Source organism: Paenibacillus apiarius (assembly GCF_017052585.1).
In the GTDB taxonomy this organism is placed as follows: Bacteria; Bacillota; Bacilli; order Paenibacillales; family Paenibacillaceae; genus Paenibacillus_B; species Paenibacillus_B apiarius.
This window is the reverse complement of sequence record NZ_JAFFHZ010000001.1, coordinates 4,106,721-4,125,354: the sequence shown is the minus strand read 5'-3', so window position 1 is coordinate 4,125,354 and position 18,634 is coordinate 4,106,721. Positions and strand designations below refer to the sequence as shown.

Here is an 18,634-nt window from a genome sequence, read left to right as displayed (position 1 = left end):
CACTTCACCACGGCCCTGTCTGTTCCTACAAGCAAACGTTCCCGAAAATAGACAACCTCCCCGCTCCATAATAAATTGCTGCGCGATGCGCGGCTTCATGGAAATGAGGAGGTTGTATGAGTCATAAGAGCTGGTTGCTGCTATTGCGGCTGCAGCGACAGATTGGTTTTGGCCCGATGGTACGCCTCCATATACTGCTCCGCCTTCTTGCGCACCAAGGTCATATCGCCGGATGCGATCGCTTCCTTCGTCAAATCGGAACCGATGCCTACGGCAACGGCTCCGGCTTTGATCCAATCGCCGAGATTCGCCACGTTGACCCCGCCGGTCGGCATGATGTTCGCTTGCGGCATTGGGCCTTTAATCGTTCCAATAATCGACGGCTCATACAGATTGCCCGGGAACAGCTTGATAATGTCCGCCCCCAGTTCAAGCGCTTCCTGCACTTCGCCAATCGTCATTACGCCAGGCATGACCGGAATGCGGTACAGATTGCACATCTTGATTGTATCCGCATTCAACGACGGGCCGACGATGAACTCGGATCCGGCCAAAATGCAGGCGCGCGCGGTGGCGGGCTCAAGCACGGTGCCGGCACCAATAATCGCAAAGCGGTCTACATTGGAAGATTGCGAAGAGTACATCCGTCTTAATTGTTCGATCGCTTGCAGCGCATTCGGCACCGTCATCGTCACTTCAATGACGCAAATGCCGCCGGCAATGGCCTGCGCCGCCATTTCAACGACCTCTTCAGGCGAATTCCCGCGCAGTACGGCAACGACACCTTGTTCGTGTATTTGTTGGATAACGCGAATTTTTTCCATGTTGACTCTCCTCCCCATACTTGCACCTTACTTTTAATCTTCTGTGCGGCAGCCAAGCGCGGAACACCGCAACGAACTGAAAATCGGGCGGTCTGAATTGCAAATCAAGCTTGCGGAACCTAATCAGCGATCAGCGCTCGATATGAACCGCATTCGTAAGCGATGCTTGCACCTGCTCCCAAGTCGGCATCGCCTCCCAATCACCGAACGCCTGCACGACCATCGCCCCCATCACATTGCCGAATGAAACGGCTTCGGCCGGAGTGCTGCCGCGCAATATTCCGGACAGAAAGCCGGCGCAAAAGGCATCGCCCGCACCGACCGTATCTACGGCATGCTCGACCAGCTCATAGGAGATTTCCTCGATATGCGAACCTTCGACGACGTAGTTCATGCCTTGTCCGCCCTTGACGATGCTGATGCCCGGCAGCTCAGATAGACGCTTGAAGATCGCCGTTTCATCCTCTGTATCGTACAACAGCTTCAACTCGTCGAGCCCCGGCATAAAATAATCCGCTTCGAGAGACAACGGAAGCAGACGCGCCCGCGCCTCTTCAATCGTCCACAGCTTAAGCCGCAAATTCGGGTCGAAGCACACCTTCACACCCGCCGCCTTCGCCGTCCGAACCGCAGCCGCCACCGTATCCGCACTACTGTCGCTCAAGGCGCATGTAATGCCGGTAACGTGCAGCATGCGTGCGGAACTTATATATTGCATATCCAAATGTTCCGTCTCCATACGGCTTGCGGCCGACCCCTTACGATAGTAGTATACGGACGATTTGCCCGCCACAAGCTCTCTCATCATCAGGCCGGTCGGCGCATCGCCGACAAGCGCGGCCCGGGAGACGTCAACGCCTTCCCCGCGAATCGCTTTCCAGATATGACGGCCCAGCGGGTCTTTCCCCAACCGGCCGCACCAACCGACACGGTGGCCTAAGCGCGCCAAGCCGATAGCCACATTGCTCTCGGCGCCACCGAACGATTTTCCTACCGTCTGCGCGTACTCCAGCCCCCGTGTGTCGGCAGAACTAAAGAGCGCCATCGACTCGCCAAAAGTTACTACTTCTGGTTCGTTCCCCCTTGACAACGCTTGCATGATGCTGCAACCTCCTTCGCTCCACAACCCATTGGTTCTATCTTTCATGCCATTAATCATAATCCTATATTTGCCACACCGTCAATCGATAAAAAGGCAAGGCTCTCCCCAATTCAGGCAGAACAGCCTTGCCAGTTTAGAGAACCGCAATGAGCGAGCAAGCGGTGACGGCGCTAAAACCGATCTCCGCAATGCCGACCTGCTTCACCGTTACGGCTTGCTTCGGCATCCACACCGCGCGGATGAACAAGAGCGCGAACGGCACTGCAATCCACGCTGGAAACAACAGTCCAACGGCAGAAGCCGCAATCAGGTGCACGATGACCGATAACGCATAATATACGGGATTTCCTTTTTCGCGTATCATCGTCTTCACGTAAAATACAGTCCCGACAAAGTACAGCACACAAGCGGCAAACAAGCGCCAAGCCAGGCTCCAATCCGTGCCGCCGCCGATCTCGAACGAGATGACGAGCATCCAGCAAAATTGCAACACGGCAACGAAATCGTTCAACAAATGCCGCTCGTTCTTCTGCTTGGCAAACATCAGGTTAACGGCGAACAACGGCAGCATCACCGCGCCCATCCGCCAAATATCGGGGCGCAGCGCAACCACGACAATGGCCGATACGGCAAATGTTGCTCCGTATGCCAGCATAGGACCCCGGTACACCGTTGTCCGCCTCGTTTTTAACCATTGCATGCATGCGAAGGAACCGCAATACACAGCAAGCCAAGCCACAAACAGCCACACATGCGTCATGTTGGGCCGGCTCGCCAACATGCCGATTGCGAAAGGCACGATCAGCATGGCCCATGCTCCATGCTGATTCGGTATATATGCTCGCACACGCTGGAGCCGGCGGCTGCGGCTATCAGCAGACACGGCAGACATATTCTGCATCCCCTTTCAATTTCCCTATGCGGATATGTTACTTCAAGAAGGAGCTTGTGTCTAAGGAGTCAGGGCAACGTTCGCAATTCTGTCAAAAGTGCGCAGCGCTTTCGTCTCCGTCTTTGTGATGTTAATCACAATATACGCCAACCAGCTATGATAATTTTAAATTGTAAATAATAAGAAATTTCGGCCAACAGAGCGGGCTCAAAGGTAAACGGACTTTTTGAATCACGTCTCACATATAAAGAAAGGCCGATTGGTTGATGTCGTAGGGAGGGACTTATACCATGAGGGAGCGCTGGTTGACACGGACCGCCCCCGAGAAAGCATTGGCAACGTTGCATGGGAGTGGAGAAACATTTGCATTAAACTTGCGTTTTTTATTAATCGTATGCGTATTTGTCGGCAATGCCATCGAACCTCTGATTGGCGGCATGCCGGAAATCAAAGCTCTATTTCTGTGGATTTATGCGTTTCATATGCCTCTGTTCGTTTTTGTGACCGGTTATTTCGCTCGTCATAACCTGAACGGTCAAGCAGGTATCCGCGTATTGAAGCAGATTGCCCTGCAGTATGTCATTTTCCAATCGATATATTCCTTGCTCGATGTGCTCCTGTTCCGGGTTCCGGGCATTACGCACTCGTTCTTTATGCCGTATCTATTGCTATGGTTCCTTGTCGGGCACATGTTCTGGCGGCTTATGATGATGCTCTTCACTCGCTGTCAAGTCCGCCATCCGATCATACTGTCGATCATGCTCGGCGTGCTCGTCGGATTTCTTCCGGTGGAAGGCGCATGGCTCGGCATCTCGCGGTCCGTCGTATATTTGCCGTTCTTCGTCATCGGCTATGCCTTCAACTTCGATGCGTTCCGCGCCCGCATTACGCCGGCGCTCCGCCTGCTGGCGGCAGCCTTATCCGCAGCAATTCTCGTTGCGCTGTACATGACCGCGAATCGAATTAATCCGGTCTGGCTGATGAACAACATGACATTCCGCGAGCTGGGATGGACGGGCGGCTTCTTGACGGCATCCGTTCTGCGGCTTGGCATTTATGGATTGGAGCTCGTCGCCTCCATCGCTTTTCTGGCATGGGTGCCCCAGCGGAACAACGGCATTACCGCTCTCGGTCAACGCACGCTGTACGTCTTTTTGATTCACGGCATCGTCATCCGCTTTGTCGTGTATTCCGGGATTTACAATCATATTTCCGCCGGGTTTGAAACGGCGCTGCTGATTGCCGCTTCGGTTGCGGGCGCGATCATGCTGGCGCAGCCTCAGGTTCGGGAATGCTGCCATCCAATCATTGAACCGAAATGGGACAAAATCGCGGCGTGGACGCGCCGGTCCGTGCTGCACCGCGGAATGACAAGAATGAGCCGGCAAGCGCAAAGAAAATAAAATCCATGTCGTCATGGAGACATGATAGGTAATATAAGAACCGCCCTCCTGAGCTGACGGGCGGTTCGTTGTGCGCCCCCGAAGTCACTCCCCTAATAACCGCCTGACGTAGCCATTCATCAAGATGCCGGCCGGATCGCATTGCTCGCGGATTGCCATCGCATGGCCCCATTTCGGATAAAGAGGGCGCAATTGTTCCGCCGCCAGCGAATGCCACTTCCCCCAATGCGGCCTGCCGCCGTGATGCAGCAAGATACGCTCCATCTCCTCAAAATACGCCTGAAACGGCATCCCTTTATACATATGCACCGCAATATAAGCCGAATCGCGGCCATAAGCCGGAGACAGCCATATATCGTCTCCCCGCACATATCGGCACTCCACCGGAAAGTGAACGGCGAAACGGCGCTTTTGCACCGCGCGCTGAATGTCGAGGAGAGCCCCGCGCATCGCTTCCGCCGGGACACTGTATTCCATCTCGTTAAACTTCACATGTCTTGGCGTGACGAAAAGCCTGTGACCGTAACCCACTTCATCGAACACGGGCACGAAGCGCGCGGATGCCCGGCTGACATGCCTGCTTAAAGACGGCATGAGACGGCATGCTTCCGACATGCCCCAGAACAGCCCGTTCTCCACCACATATTTGCTCCACTCATTCCAGCGCCTGTTCGGCCTCGCCTCGACTGCAGTCGTATTCATCGTCTTCACCTGTGTGCCAGCCGTATGGGGAAACCAGAAAAATTCAAAGTGCTCGTGCTGAACCCGCCACTCGTCAAGCCGGGCCAGCGTCTCCTCGAGCGTCGTGCGGAAGCTGATCAGGCGCTTGCGCTTGGCGGGCACAATGCGCAGCGTCACTTCCGTAATGATGCCGAAGGCGCCGAGCGACACTTGCATTGCTTTGAACCAATCAGGACGGCCGGCATCGACGTTCACGACGCTTCCATCCCCGAGCACGGTCCTGAACCGCACGGCTTGAGTCGCCAAGCTGCCGTATCCGGCCCCGGTACCGTGCGTGCCCGTGCCGATTGCGCCGCCAATCGTTTGACGGTTGATGTCGCCCAGATTCTCCTGCGCCCATCCATTCGCAAAGAGCAGATCGCCCAGATCCTTCAGCCTCGTGCCCGCGTAGACGGTGGCGGTGCCCTCCGCTTCGTTCAGCTCGCGGATGCCCTGGATCCGGTCCAATTGCACCATCCATTCCGCTGTCTCGCCAAGCGGGGTGAACGAATGGCCCGCGCCGATAATGCGCACTGTTTTTCCTAGGCGCGCTGCCGCTTGAACAAGCTCGGATACCCGGTCTTCCGTGTCTGGGCGCAATATTCGCTCCGGTTCGCACTGCACGGTTCCCGACCAGTTGCTCCAACGCAGCCGCTCTGAAGCCGATCTCATCCGAAGCACCACCCTTCTCCCCGATAAGTTGCCCACGTTCCAAGTCTGACGCCGCCTTGCACAACGTGCAGCTCCCGGAATCGTTCGCATAGTTCGCCTGCCTTGGCATGCCTGAACCATATCCAATCCCCGCTCTGAAGCGATACGGCGCTGCCCCCTGCCGGATATTTCACCGGCGTCTGCACCTCGCCTGCTCCTTCGCTCGGGAGCAGCACTCCGCCTTCCGGCCATATCGGTCGTGGATATTTATCCTTGCCCGCCGCCCCCGAAGCTACGTATCCGCCTCCGAAGCATGTATAGATGCATTGCTTCGGAACGCGGACGACAGGCAGCGCGAACGAAGCGGCGGGGTACAGCTTCAAGCCTGCATAATGGTCGAACAAAGCAGGGTTGAAGAAGGCAGACCCGGCCGTTACTTCCGTTACGCTGGCATCCGCAGCGGTAAAGCCCAGACTCCCCGTGCCGCCGCCATTCACGAAGGCAAGCTCGTGCCCTTCGGCAGATAGCGCCTGCACGATACGGGAGCGGCGAGCCTGAATGTCCTTGCCCGATCGCCGCTTCAAATGGCGGACGAAGGCGTTCATCATGGCGGCGCCCGGTACGGAATCCGCTACCCCCGCCATCTGCGCTTCATAACCCATGACGCCCCTGAGCGTCAACGAAGGGGAGCGGCGGACGTACTCCGCCAGCCGCAGTGTCTCTTCAACGGTGCGGAGCGGCGAACGTCGGACACCGAAATGGATGCCGTATAAGGAGGAGGACATGTCGATGTCGAGACATACCGCGAAGCATGCGCCCTTCTCCCGCCCGATCGCCTCAGCCAATTGGAGCTGCTCTAGGCAGTCCGCCATCAGAGTGATGTCATTCGTCCAGTGCGCTCTCGATGAGAATCTGGCTATTTCCGCCAATGCCGCGGCATCCATCGTAGGATATCCCAAGAGAACATCGGCGAATCCGGCCTGCGCCAGAGCAGCCGCCTCCCATGGCGAATAACACATGATCCCTTCAAACCTTGGACTCAGCGTCAGGACGTACCGCAGCACCTCAAGCGAGCGGATCGATTTCGTGGCGATGCGCACCGGTTTGGCGCCAGCGCGTCTCAGCACTTCCTGCGCATTTTGCTCCAACAGATCCAGGTTTAGACAAGCGAGCGGCGCTTGCAGCTCTGCGAACTGTTCTGTATATTGCTCATACGGATGGGGTGATTTCATCATCGCCATGCCTCCATACAGAATGAGAATAATGTCGTAGTATGTATACGTTTTCAGCGATAAAAACATGCTGGATTTTCCGGTTTTTCCCTGTTGGAATGCGGCCTAAAGCTTGTTTAAAGTTGGTAGAAAAAGCAGAGCAGTTATGATAGACTCTAAGAAATACCCATTGGCGTACTTTGAAAAAAGCAAGCTAACATTCCATTCATCCCGCATAACGGGGAGCAAGAGAGACGGAGGTTCACCATTTATGACAGCCAAAAAGATGCGCTCAGACATGATTAAAAAAGGCTTTGATCGTGCGCCTCACCGCAGCTTGCTGCGTGCTGCAGGCGTCAAAGAAGAGGATTTCGACAAGCCGTTTATTGCGGTGTGCAACTCTTATATCGATATCATTCCGGGTCATGTTCATTTGCAAGAGTTCGGCAAGCTTGTTAAGGAAGCGATACGCGAAGCGGGCGGCGTGCCGTTCGAGTTCAACACGATCGGCGTCGATGACGGCATCGCGATGGGACACATCGGCATGCGCTACTCCTTGCCGAGCCGCGAGATTATTGCGGATTCGCTGGAAACCGTCGTATCCGCGCACTGGTTCGACGGCATGGTCTGCATCCCGAACTGTGACAAGATTACACCCGGCATGATCATGGGCGCGCTTCGCGTCAATATACCGACCGTATTCGTCAGCGGCGGGCCGATGAAGGCCGGCAAAGATTCGTCCGGACGCTCCATCTCCTTATCCAGCGTATTTGAAGGGGTCGGCGCTTATCAGGCCGGCAAGCTCGATGAAGAAGGCTTGCAGGAGCTGGAACAATTCGGCTGTCCGACATGCGGTTCCTGCTCCGGCATGTTCACGGCGAACTCGATGAACTGCTTGGCGGAAGCGCTCGGCATCGCCCTCCCGGGCAATGGAACCATTCTCGCCGTGTCACCGGAACGCCGCGAATTCGTCAAGCGCTCTGCCAAGCAATTGATGAACCTTATTAAAGACGACATTAAGCCGCGCGATATCGTCACCGAGCTGGCGATCGACAACGCCTTCGCGCTTGATATGGCTTTGGGCGGTTCGACCAATACGGTTCTGCATACGCTGGCCATTGCAAGAGAAGCTGGCTTTGAATATCCGATCGAGCGCATTAACGAGGTGGCCGCGCGCGTGCCGCACTTGGCGAAGATCGCTCCGGCGTCGGATTATCACATCGAAGATGTGCACAATGCCGGGGGCGTGAGCGCAGTCTTGAACGAGCTGTTCAAGAAGGAAGGCGCTCTGCATGGCGAGTGCATTACAGTTACGGGCAAGACGCTGCGCGAGAATGTAGCTGGCTGTGACATTCAGAATGCCGAAGTCATTCACACGCTTGATCATCCGCACAGCGAGCGCGGCGGACTCGCGGTCCTGTTCGGCAACTTGGCTCCGGAAGGCGCCATCGTGAAGGTCGGCGCGGTTGATCCATCCGTCGGCGGCCGTCACATCGGTCCTGCCATCTGCTTCGATTCGCAAGACGAGGCGCTCGCCGGCATCGCGAACGGCAAAGTGAAGGAGGGCCATGTTGTCGTCATCCGTTACGAGGGTCCGAAGGGCGGACCGGGCATGCCTGAAATGTTAGCGCCAACTTCGCAAATTGTCGGCATGGGCTTGGGAGCGAAGGTCGGTCTCATTACGGACGGACGTTTCTCGGGCGCATCCCGCGGCATCAGCATCGGCCACATCTCCCCGGAAGCGGCCGAAGGCGGACCGATTGCATTCGTGGAAGACGGAGATATTATCGAATTGGATCTGAACAATCGCAAAATTGAGCTGCAGGTGTCCGATGAAGAGCTCGAACGCCGCCGCTCCACTTGGAAGGACTTTGAACCAAAAGTGAAAACGGGTTACTTGGCTCGTTACTCCAAGCTGGTCACCAACGCCAGCCAAGGCGGTATCCTCAAGATTTAAGCGGTGCAGCGCCTCACCGGTACATGAAAGCCAGTTCTGCTGCGGTGCGGAACTGGCTTTCTTCTTTATGTTGTTTTCATGTAGATAGGGCCATGTGCGTCACAGTAGTTGAATTGCGAATCCACAACAACAAATTGCCGGCCCCCCCACTTTGACACGAACCGATTGCGGTTCATTTCGAACAAGTCCCAGTCTGTCAACCCTTTCTTGCCGAGCCATGCCGCATATTCAGGCTGTGAAGCAGTCCGGCTCCCGAGGTGATGGATCGGGACGCCAATCGTGAGCACTTTATACCCCCGGTAAATGGCTTCCAGACAAATATCCATATCGTAATAATGATGGATCGAAAAATGATTGACTAAGCCGCCGAGCCGTTGTATCAGCTCTTTTCTTACGATCAAGCACATCCCGTCCAGCACGACCGAAGGAGCGTAGTCTTCGAGCAGTCTCGTTCCATGGCTCTCGGCATCAACCAAGTTGCTTGTGAATGAAGTTCTCACTCCGACGCAATTGACAGAGTGTGCTCCCCCAAAACCGGCTACCCCAACAAAAGGAACTTCCGTCAGTATCCGGTTCACCCGCACATCAAACTCCGGTTCCAAAATGAACAAATCGTTATGCAGGTACATGATATAAGGGGTGTCGAGCACCTGCCACGCTTGATCCATGGCTGGAATCACGCCGATATTCTCTTCATTTCGAATATAGTAATCACTAAGCGAGCGAAGCTCATCCATATATTCGGCGCGGGAGCCGTTATCAACAATCAATATCGGCAGCTGCCCGCAGGAATGGCTGCGAATGTGAGCGATACATTCTCTGGTCACTTCCATTTGATTCATGACAGGAATGACGATCCCGAATAGAGACGCACTCATTAGTCCTTCCCACCTCCATAAGAACGCATCATCCGGTTTGCTCTGCGCTATTATAATTGCGAGGCAGACAGAATCGTCTTGATTTGTTCATCGGAATACCTGTTTTTAGTCGTGATGATTCCAAGCCCATTGTGGGAATGAAGCTGATGGAAGCTGAGATGCAGCCGGGTATGCTGCAAAAAGTCCTCGATCGCGGTCAGCACGCCGTTCCGTTCCCTATTTTCATAAATCGCATTGTTCAGCATCCAGTTGACCCCGCCCGATTCCAACAATTCGGAACGGCCATGCTCCATCCCTTTTTGCGCATACGGAATCGTGAAGGCAGGCGGTATCGATTCCGGAAAATAGTACATGTCCCTTCTCCCATACGGCCACTCCGTATCGTGCAGCAGAACGACAGGGAATTTTCCTGTCTTCATAGCCATCGTTTCAATGATCTTCAATTCGTTGAACACGGTGTACCAATTGTGATCTCCGTCAATGAGCACAAAATCGTACCCGTTCAGATGCGGCAATATCTCCAAGCTGTAATCCATCATCATATGGAATTGTTTGTGAAACATCCGCTTGTATTCATGCACATCATATTGTGGCGCAGGATCGATGGCAAATAATTGACCGTTTGTGGCACCGCAATAATTGAGCAACTTGTAAGTGTTCCCGCCGAATTCGGACCCGATCTCGACGATTTTTTTTGCTCCGGCCCAATTCAACAAGGGCAAAATCACTTTTTCCCAAAAAACAAGCATCCCGCTTCCACCTCCATATATCACTCTATTCCATCAAGGCATATCGGTATAAACATTTATCCAGCAACGGAAAAAGAGGCGGTTCATTACCCGGAAAAACCACTCGTTCACTGCTTTATTGTTGCTTAAACACCGAGGGCTGTCGAATTGAGCCATTGACGACTCCTCATGCCTGCGCTATAGTAATAAATGTTTCCTATGTGCAACTTATTTGCATATATCAAATTTTTTTAGGTTTGGGAAGGAGGTCAACATGAACTTCACGATGAAGCCGGCTCAAGAACATCAGGAATCCGTCATCCGGCACACAATGACCTCCCATCGGCTGCGTATCACCGCTTTGACTGTCACAGGGATATTGATGCTGCTGTTGTCTGTCATCGCCGGCTGCTCCATCGGTCCTGTCTCCATCCCCTTTGCGGATACATTCGCAGCAATGCTTCATGCAGCAGGTTGGCTGGATCCTGCCGATGTCTCGGAGCGCAATCTGACGATTGTCACCGATATCCGCCTGCCCCGTGTTCTTGCCGGCGTATTTGTTGGAGCCGGATTGTCGATGGCTGGTGCGGCCATGCAAGGGGTATTCCGCAATCCCCTGGTTGAGCCGGGATATCTCGGCGTGTCATCCGGAGCTGCGGCAGGTGCCGTATTGTGCATTGCATTCGGCTTCGCCCGGCACTCTCCACTCGCGCTGCCTCTGGCTGCCTTTGCGGGCGCATTGGGTGCAGTTGTGCTTATCCTCGCCATATGGCGGGCGAGCGGCAAGCCGAACGTGACGACGCTGCTCCTGCTCGGCATCGGCATGAATGCGCTCTTGTCGGCCGTCATCAACGTCATTATCGCCAGCGCGCCCCATGAGCAACAGCTGCGCAGCATCGTATTTTGGCTTCAGGGCGGGCTGGAAGCGAGAACTTGGGAGCATGTACATATCATTGCCCTTCCGATTGCGATCGCAGGCGCACTCTTATATATGTTCAGCCGTACGCTTAACTTGCTGCTGCTTGGTGACGAGCATGCGCAAGCATCCGGCGTCCCCGTGCAAGGATCGCGCTATGCAATCCTTCTCTTGGCATCGTTCTTGACCGGGACGGCGGTATCCGTTAGCGGCATTATCGGCTTCGTCGGCTTGGTCATCCCGCATCTCGTCCGTTTGATCGCCGGCGCCGATCATCGGTATTTGCTTCCGTTCAGCGCGATATTCGGAGCATCATTTCTTGTCCTTGCCGATCTCGCGTCAAGAATGGTGCTGCAGCCGATTACGCTTCAAGTCGGTGTCGTCTGTGCTTGCATTGGCGCCCCTCTGTTCATGATGATGCTGCTGCGCAAACGAAAGGAGGTCTCGCCATGAGTACGGATAGGAGATCGGACATCAGCCCTGACGCGTTGTTGGAAGCCGAGCGGTTAACCTGCTCTATCGGCGGACGGCCGATTATTAACGGCGTGTCGTTGCAACTGCATCCCGGCTCATTTCTCGGCATTATCGGTCCGAACGGCAGCGGCAAGTCTACCTTGCTCCGCATGTTGTGCGGTCTGCTGCAGCCGGAACAAGGACGGCTCATGCTCGCGGGACGCCCGTACTCCGCCTATTCCGCCAAGGAGCGCGCGCGAATTATCGGCTATGTCCCGCAAGACTGCTCGCTCGAGGCCGATTTCACGTTTGAGCAGATCGTTGCGATGGGACGTCACCCCTATCGTTCGCTATTCCGCAGCCTATCCGCAGCAGACATCAAGTCCGCGGAATGGGCCATGCGCCAGTGCGGAGTCGACGCGCTGCGTGGCCGCTACATCCATGCTTGCTCGGGCGGACAGCGTCAGTTGGCGTTCATCGCCAAGGCGCTGGCGCAAGAGCCGCGGCTGCTGCTGCTGGATGAGCCAATATCCGCACTCGACATCCGCCATCAGCTGCGGACGCTGTCCCTGCTGCGGCAACTTGCCGGGAAAGGCTTTACCGTGGCCGCTTCCTTGCACGATTTGTCACTTGCTTCCAGGTACTGTGATCGGCTGCTGCTCTTGCGCGATGGACGCATACAGGCTAGCGGCCGGCCGGAAGAAGTGCTGACGCCAGCGGCTTTGCATGCCGTATATGGGATTCATGCCATCATACGCAAGGAGCCGGATACGTCAGGATTGTCTGTCATCGCCTTAGATTAAAAAGAATCGCTTGCCGATTATAACTTTACGAACTAGATGCAACTTGGAGGAATCAACGAATGAATGCAAAGACACGAAGAACACGAAAACTTTATCTTTTATTGGCTGGACTCATCATCATCATCGGTGCGGCAGCACTGATAACTAACATTTTATCCAGCGAGTCGCGCACGGCCGCATCCGAACCTGCTCTGCCAGATGCCGCTCCGGTCCAGACAGAAGCTGCAGCGGGAGAAGCCTTGAAAGTCGCTTCCGTGTCTCTGGATACCGCCGACGCAGTGCTGGAGCTCGTCGCGCCCGAACAGGTCGTCACTGTGCCAAAAAGCATCGCCAACCCTTACTTGGCTTCCAACCACGAGAAGGGCCGGCAAGTTGCCGGACAAGTTGGCGGAGCCGCTGGTCTCGATCCGGAAGGCATCCTCTCCTTCAACCCGGATATCGTGCTTATTACGAAGCTGCATAATAGCGAGAGCGATGCTGAGCAATTGCTGCGGCAAGCCGGCGTTAAGGTGGTTACTTTTGAGCAATGGGGGACTTTTGATGAGCTGATCGCAAATTTCCATACGATTGGCGAAGCGGTAGGGGCGCCCGAGAAGGCCAACATCATCGGGAACGAAATAAAAGAGAAATTAAATGAAGTGTACAAACGCACAGCGACGCTCACCACCAAGCCAACCGTGCTTGTATTATCGCCGGTCGGCCCGAATACCGGGCCATATGTCATCGGTCCGGGCAACATTGCCGATGAAATGATTCGACTTGCCGGTGCGGAGCCGGCAGCCAATACCCTTGGAATCAAAAAATCGACCAAAGCGTCGATTGAAGATTTGATTAACCTCGATCCCGAATATATCGTGCTTGGAGATTGGGACGGCACGGGAGAAGAGTGGCTGTCGGATTTGAAATCCCAACCATCATGGAATGCGCTGAGAGCAGTGAAGAACGGCCGTATTACCACGATGAAAGCCAAACATCTGCTGGCACCTAACCGTTATACAGTGGACGGACTGATGGAAATGTCAGCATGGCTTCATCCTGACTTATGGGAGGGAGGCGAGAAGAGCGATGAATGAGCATTTTCCACGCCCCCGTCAAATGGATCCTTCCCCGCAGCCACCCATGGAACAAAGAGCTGCAATGACGGGAACAGAACAGCCGCAACAAGCCGTTCTGTTGACAGCTTATGGCGCATCATCGTCCATTGACGATGTGCCGGCGCTGTACGAGCATATTCTTTATGGACATAGGCCTTCAGCGGACACGGTAATTAAGGGAGTCGAGCGCTACAGGCGGACTGGGGTATGCGATCCGCTATATGCGGTGACCAAGAGGCAAGCGGAGGCCATATCACAGATAAGCGGCATGAAATGCGGAACAATGATCCCCGTCTATATCGGCTGTAAGCATTCGAAGCCGTTCGTGTCCGATGCGGTACGCCAAGCCGCGCATGATGGCATCACTCAGTTGGCTATACTGCATCTTACACCGTTCAGCACGCCGACTGGCACGGGAATGTATGTGCGGGAAGCCAAAAAAGCAATTGCCGCCGCAGGCGCCTCCCTCCAGATTAGCGTCGTGTCGGACTGGCAGGAGCATCCGGCCTTCATCAAGCTGATGGCCCGCCGTTTACGGGATGCCTATCAATGGCTGCCCTCGGCAAGCTTGGCGACAGCCCGGGTCATATTTACGGTTCACAGCAAGCCCGGCTTGCCTACGGCACATCAAGCCTTTATTGCGCAATATTGCCGTTTATCCCGCCTGATTGCGGAGCAAGCAGAGATCGGCCGCTGGGATATGGCCTACCGGAGCGGCATGCCTGCACCACAACGATGGCTCGGTCCTGATATTAAGGATGTTATTCAGCAGGCAGCAGCCGAGGGCTGTCAAGCGGTCGTAGTCTGCGAATTGACGTCGATGACGGATAATATCGAAGTGTATCATGACCTTGGCGAAGAAGCGAAGCAAGTGGCGGAGCAATGCGGCATGCAGTTCGTACGGACGGAATATGCAAATGATGCATATGATTTTATGGGCTTCATGGCCGATATCGTCGCTGCTCATTTGCTAAGAGGAGATTATTGTTCACAGTGACCAAGGATATACACCTAAAAAAGACTGCAATGGCTCCGGCCATTGCAGTCTTTCTTCTAGTCTGTCATATAAATGATTATACCAAATGGCAAGCAACGTAATGATTGCTGCCCACATCGCGGTATTCCGGCACCGCTTGTTTGCAAATATCTGTGGCAAACGGACAGCGGGTATGGAACTTGCAGCCAGACGGCGGATTAGCCGGGCTCGGAATATCTCCCTGCAGCACGATTCGTTCCGGCTTCTTCGTTGGGTCCGGCACCGGAATCGCCGACAACAGCGCTTTGGTGTACGGATGAAGCGGCTGCCTGAACAGCTCGTCGCGCGGCGCCATCTCTACGAGCGATCCCAAGTACATGACGCCGATCCGGTTGCAAAGATGCTCAACCACAGACAGATCGTGCGAAATGAATAGATAAGTCAATTCCTTTTGCTCCTGCAGATCGCTCAGCAGGTTGATGATCTGTGCTTGAATCGAAACGTCCAATGCGGATACCGGTTCGTCCGCCACGATAAATTCCGGGTTCATAATGAGTGCGCGCGCAATCCCGATACGCTGGCGCTGACCGCCTGAGAATTCGTGCGGGTAACGGTCAATATGGTATGGCGCAAGGCCGCAAATCGTCAAAATCTCTTTCACCCGGTCGCGGATATCGTTCTTCGATGCCATGCCGTGGTCCAGCAACGCTTCTCCGATAGCATCGCCGATCTTAATCCGCGGGTTCAACGAGCTGTATGGATCTTGGAACACGAGCTGCATCTTCGGACGCATGCTGCGCAGCTCTTTACGGGATAAGTCATGAATCTCCGTCCCTTTGAAGAGCACTTTACCGTCCGTTTTATCAAGCAGCCGCAAAATGGTCCGTCCGGTCGTCGATTTGCCGCAGCCGGACTCTCCGACGAGTCCGAGCGCCTCCCCTTTATTCAAGCTGAAGGTAACACCGTCCACTGCGCGAACATGTCCTACTGTACGTGAAAATATACCGCCCTGGATGGGGAAATATTTCTTTAGGTTCTCTACTTCAAGTAACGGTTGTTGACTCATTGAGCTCCCCCCTCCTTCTCATACAGCCAGCATGCCGTCTTGTGCACCTTCTCGTAAGTTTGAAGAGTTGGCTGCTTCTCCGTGCAGATCGCCATGCAATGCTCGCAACGGTCATTGAAATAGCAGTTGTTGCCCAGTTCTACTGGATTTGGCACTTGTCCTGGTATCGTATACAAGCGATTCATGCGCTGGTTGATAACAGGTTTTGCCCGCAACAGCCCTTGCGTGTACGGATGCTTTGGATTTTTGAACAATTCTATAACCGGCGCTTCTTCAATGACCTTGCCGGCATACATAACGACAACGTGATCCGCCATTTCCGCCACGACTCCAAGGTCGTGCGTAATCAGCATAATCGCCGTATTGAATTCGCTCTTAATATTGCGCATCAAATCCAGAATTTGTGCTTGAATCGTTACATCCAGCGCCGTAGTCGGCTCATCGGCAATAAGCAGCTTCGGATCGCAGGTCAACGCCATCGCGATCATGATCCGTTGCCGCATCCCGCCGCTTAGCTCGTGCGGATACGCGTCGAAGATTTGCGCTGCCCGCGGAATGCCTACGAGCTCGATTAGATCAATCGCGCGCTTCTTCGCTTCTTTCTTCGTTACGCCGCGATGAAGCAAAATGGGTTCGGTCAGCTGCTCGCCGATCGTAAAGACTGGGTTCAAGGATGTCATCGGCTCTTGGAAAATCATTGCGATCTCGTTCCCGCGAATTTCACGCATTTCGCGTTCTTTGAGATCAAGCAAGTTTTTCCCTTTATATAAAATTTGCCCGCCTTCGATTTTCCCCGGAGCTGCGACAAGGCGCATCAGCGACATTGCGGTAACGCTCTTGCCGCAGCCGGATTCACCGACGACGCACAGCGTTTCGCCTTCTTTAATCGCGAAGCTGACATCATTGACCGCTTTCACGACGCCGCCACTGGTATAGAAATTCGTCCGCAGATTGCGAAATTCGATCAAATTGTTTGCCATATCGTATCTCCTACCTCTTCATTTTCGGATCGAGCACGTCGCGTAAACCATCACCAATTACGTTAATCGCAATTACTGTGAAGAAGATACAGACTCCAGGCGGAACCCACAGCCATGGACGCTTCTGAAAGTCGATTAAGTTATTCGCCGCCGTAATCATGTTCCCCCAAGACGGCGTCGGCGGGACGACCCCGAGACCTAAATAACTCAAAACGGATTCTTGCAAAATAGCACCAGCTACCATCAATGTAGCCACGACAATAATAATTGGAATCGTATTCGGCAGCAAATGACGGAATATTTTGCGCCGATCGCGCAAACCGAGCACTTCTGCCGCCTGCATAAATTCTTGCTCGCGAAGCATCAATATTTGGCCCCGCACAAGACGGGCCAAGCTTGGCCAGGACATAAATCCGAGCAGGAACATGACGACATATATGCGTTTATCAGGCGGAACCTTCATATCGGACAGCACCGCGCCGAGAATAATAAGCAATGGCAAGCTCGGAATCGACATCATAATATCCGCGAGGCGCATAATGACGGAATCGACCCAACCGCGATAGTAACCGGCCAAAGCGCCGAGTGTGCTCCCGATGGCCACCGAGATCATCATCGCTACGAGACCGACAAGCAGAGACACCCGTCCTGCCAGCATGACGCGCAGCAGAATGTCACGGCCCAGGTTGTCCGTTCCAAGCCAATGTGCGGCACTCGGCGCCTTATTGCCGTTGCGGATATTCATTGTTTCCAAAGAATAAGGCGAGAATAACGGCCCGAGAAAGCAAATGAGAAACATAAGTACGATAACGACCAGTCCACCGACCGCGAATTTGTTTTTAAGCAGTTGTTTGAATGCCAACCTCCACGGGGAAGCCGGTTTGAGCTTTTGCACTTTAATATCTTGTGCTGTAGATTCAGCTACCGTTTGAGACACAACTAACTCCCCTTTCTATTTCATCCGTACACGTGGGTCGGCGACTCGATACAGTAAATCGGCCAACAAGTTACCCAACATCGTCAACAATGCCAAAAACATCGTAAAGCCCATCAACAAGAAGTAATCACGGGCGTTAATCGCATCCAGGTTAATGCGTCCGATACCCGGCCAGTTGAATATTTTTTCGGTAATCATCGCACCGGAGAACAATCCCGGCAATTCGATCCCAAGCAGCGTAATCGCAGGCAACAGAGCATTGCGCAGCGCATGCTTGAATATGACGGTCCGTTCCTTCAATCCTTTGGCGCGTGCCGTGCGAATGAAGTCCTGGCGCACGACGTCGAGCATGCTCGTCCGGAAATAGCGGGTCAGACCTCCGACGCTAAGCGATGTAAGCACGATGACCGGCAGCGCCAAGTGTTCCAACAGATCCCATATACGGGCCAGCCCGGTAGCATTGCTTCCTGACGTATACATACCGCCGACAGGGGTCCACTGCAAATCGATTGCGAACAGCTTGATCGCATACAGTCCGACGAAGAAGGACGGCAAGGACATTAATGCAAAAACGAGAAAGGTTATGAGCGCATCATAAATAGAGTGCTGCCTGATCGCAGAAAAGACGCCGACCAAAATCGCGATTGTCCAACTTAAGACAAGCACGATGGCAGCAATCAAAAATGAATTCCACATGTAACGGTTAAGAACCGTCGTGACCGGCTGCTTATGCTGCAACGACATCCCCAAGTCGCCTTTAATCGTATTTTCCGCCCAAGTAAAATAACGCTCGACAAGAGGTTTGTCCAACCCGTGAATGGCCTTCAATTCAGCCGCGCGCTCTTTGGAGATCGTCGGGTTCGAATCGATGAAGTTCCCCGGCGCCATCGCAAACACGATAAAGAGCAGGACAGACACGCCGATTATGGTCGGAATCATTTGCAACAGCCGCCGAATGGCGTATTGTTTCATAAATATTCCTCCTAGCTTTAGATAAGCCCAAATGCTCAGCCTGTCGGCTGAGCATTTGGTATGCAGCACAT

General features: G+C 54.1%; 17 protein-coding genes. 6 read left to right on the top strand and 11 right to left on the bottom strand.

Annotation, left to right across the window (positions count from 1 at the left end):
- Positions 1-140: 140 nt before the first annotated feature.
- The 3 genes from JSQ80_RS18505 to JSQ80_RS18495 form a co-directional block, all read right to left on the bottom strand.
- On the bottom strand, positions 141-824 hold the full coding sequence (locus tag JSQ80_RS18505) for a bifunctional 2-keto-4-hydroxyglutarate aldolase/2-keto-3-deoxy-6-phosphogluconate aldolase (RefSeq protein ID WP_206096258.1): 684 nt from the start codon (positions 822-824) through the stop codon (positions 141-143).
- A gap of 130 nt (positions 825-954) precedes the next feature.
- On the bottom strand, positions 955-1,923 hold the full coding sequence (locus JSQ80_RS18500; RefSeq protein WP_206096257.1) for a sugar kinase: 969 nt from the start codon (positions 1,921-1,923) through the stop codon (positions 955-957).
- Between the two features lie 136 nt (positions 1,924-2,059).
- On the bottom strand, positions 2,060-2,818 hold the full coding sequence (locus JSQ80_RS18495; RefSeq protein ID WP_240463714.1) for a YwiC-like family protein: 759 nt from the start codon (positions 2,816-2,818) through the stop codon (positions 2,060-2,062).
- 290 nt (positions 2,819-3,108) lie between these two features.
- Here JSQ80_RS18495 and JSQ80_RS18490 point away from each other — a divergent pair, with 290 nt between their 5' ends.
- Positions 3,109-4,221 carry an acyltransferase family protein gene (locus JSQ80_RS18490; RefSeq protein ID WP_087432450.1) on the top strand — a complete coding sequence of 371 codons (1,113 nt, stop codon included), beginning with the start codon at positions 3,109-3,111 and terminating at the stop codon, positions 4,219-4,221.
- An 84-nt stretch (positions 4,222-4,305) separates the two neighbouring features.
- Here the strand turns inward: JSQ80_RS18490 and JSQ80_RS18485 are convergent, their stop codons facing one another.
- Together JSQ80_RS18485 and JSQ80_RS18480 are read right to left on the bottom strand one after the other, a co-directional pair.
- The gene (locus JSQ80_RS18485; RefSeq protein WP_206096256.1) at positions 4,306-5,613 is read right to left on the bottom strand and encodes a D-arabinono-1,4-lactone oxidase; all 1,308 of its coding nucleotides are present in this window, start codon (positions 5,611-5,613) and stop codon (positions 4,306-4,308) included.
- Positions 5,610-6,827 (bottom strand): amino acid deaminase/aldolase, encoded by a 1,218-nt coding sequence (locus tag JSQ80_RS18480; protein ID WP_206096255.1) that lies wholly within the window; start codon positions 6,825-6,827, stop codon positions 5,610-5,612. Before JSQ80_RS18480 ends, JSQ80_RS18485 begins: the two co-directional genes overlap by 4 nt.
- A gap of 247 nt (positions 6,828-7,074) precedes the next feature.
- On the opposite strand from JSQ80_RS18480, the gene ilvD reads away from it, so the two are divergent.
- Complete coding sequence (ilvD, locus tag JSQ80_RS18475) at positions 7,075-8,760, top strand: dihydroxy-acid dehydratase (protein WP_087432448.1); 1,686 nt, start codon at positions 7,075-7,077, stop codon at positions 8,758-8,760.
- 65 nt (positions 8,761-8,825) lie between these two features.
- Here ilvD and JSQ80_RS18470 read toward each other — a convergent pair whose 3' ends face one another.
- Together JSQ80_RS18470 and JSQ80_RS18465 are read right to left on the bottom strand one after the other, a co-directional pair.
- Positions 8,826-9,638 (bottom strand): glycosyltransferase family 2 protein, encoded by an 813-nt coding sequence (locus JSQ80_RS18470; protein WP_206096254.1) that lies wholly within the window; start codon positions 9,636-9,638, stop codon positions 8,826-8,828.
- A gap of 50 nt (positions 9,639-9,688) precedes the next feature.
- Positions 9,689-10,387: a class I SAM-dependent methyltransferase gene (locus JSQ80_RS18465; RefSeq protein ID WP_206096253.1), complete on the bottom strand. Its 699-nt coding sequence runs from the start codon at positions 10,385-10,387 to the stop codon at positions 9,689-9,691.
- Between the two features lie 253 nt (positions 10,388-10,640).
- On the opposite strand from JSQ80_RS18465, the gene JSQ80_RS18460 reads away from it, so the two are divergent.
- The 4 genes from JSQ80_RS18460 to hemH are packed head-to-tail and all read left to right on the top strand — an operon-like array spanning position 10,641 to position 14,629.
- A complete protein-coding gene (locus tag JSQ80_RS18460; RefSeq protein ID WP_206096252.1) occupies positions 10,641-11,735 on the top strand; it encodes a FecCD family ABC transporter permease in 1,095 nt (364 codons plus the stop codon).
- Positions 11,732-12,538 carry an ABC transporter ATP-binding protein gene (locus JSQ80_RS18455; RefSeq protein WP_206096251.1) on the top strand — a complete coding sequence of 269 codons (807 nt, stop codon included), beginning with the start codon at positions 11,732-11,734 and terminating at the stop codon, positions 12,536-12,538. The genes JSQ80_RS18460 and JSQ80_RS18455 overlap by 4 nt, the downstream gene beginning before the upstream one ends.
- 59 nt (positions 12,539-12,597) lie before the next feature.
- Positions 12,598-13,611, top strand: a complete 1,014-nt coding sequence (locus JSQ80_RS18450; RefSeq protein ID WP_206096250.1) for an ABC transporter substrate-binding protein — start codon at positions 12,598-12,600, stop codon at positions 13,609-13,611.
- Positions 13,604-14,629: a ferrochelatase gene (hemH, locus tag JSQ80_RS18445; RefSeq protein ID WP_206096249.1), complete on the top strand. Its 1,026-nt coding sequence runs from the start codon at positions 13,604-13,606 to the stop codon at positions 14,627-14,629. The genes JSQ80_RS18450 and hemH overlap by 8 nt, the downstream gene beginning before the upstream one ends.
- Before the next feature lie 76 nt (positions 14,630-14,705).
- On the opposite strand, the gene JSQ80_RS18440 is transcribed toward hemH, so the two are convergent.
- The 4 genes from JSQ80_RS18440 to JSQ80_RS18425 are packed head-to-tail and all read right to left on the bottom strand — an operon-like array spanning position 14,706 to position 18,563.
- Positions 14,706-15,674 carry an ABC transporter ATP-binding protein gene (locus tag JSQ80_RS18440; RefSeq protein WP_087432441.1) on the bottom strand — a complete coding sequence of 323 codons (969 nt, stop codon included), beginning with the start codon at positions 15,672-15,674 and terminating at the stop codon, positions 14,706-14,708.
- Positions 15,671-16,654 (bottom strand): ABC transporter ATP-binding protein, encoded by a 984-nt coding sequence (locus JSQ80_RS18435; protein ID WP_087432440.1) that lies wholly within the window; start codon positions 16,652-16,654, stop codon positions 15,671-15,673. Before JSQ80_RS18435 ends, JSQ80_RS18440 begins: the two co-directional genes overlap by 4 nt.
- Before the next feature lie 10 nt (positions 16,655-16,664).
- Positions 16,665-17,591, bottom strand: a complete 927-nt coding sequence (opp4C, locus tag JSQ80_RS18430) for an oligopeptide ABC transporter permease (protein WP_087432439.1) — start codon at positions 17,589-17,591, stop codon at positions 16,665-16,667.
- Positions 17,592-17,606: 15 nt separating this feature from the next.
- Entirely contained in the window at positions 17,607-18,563 is a 957-nt protein-coding gene (locus JSQ80_RS18425; RefSeq protein WP_087432438.1) for an ABC transporter permease, read from the bottom strand.
- Positions 18,564-18,634 lie beyond the last annotated feature (71 nt).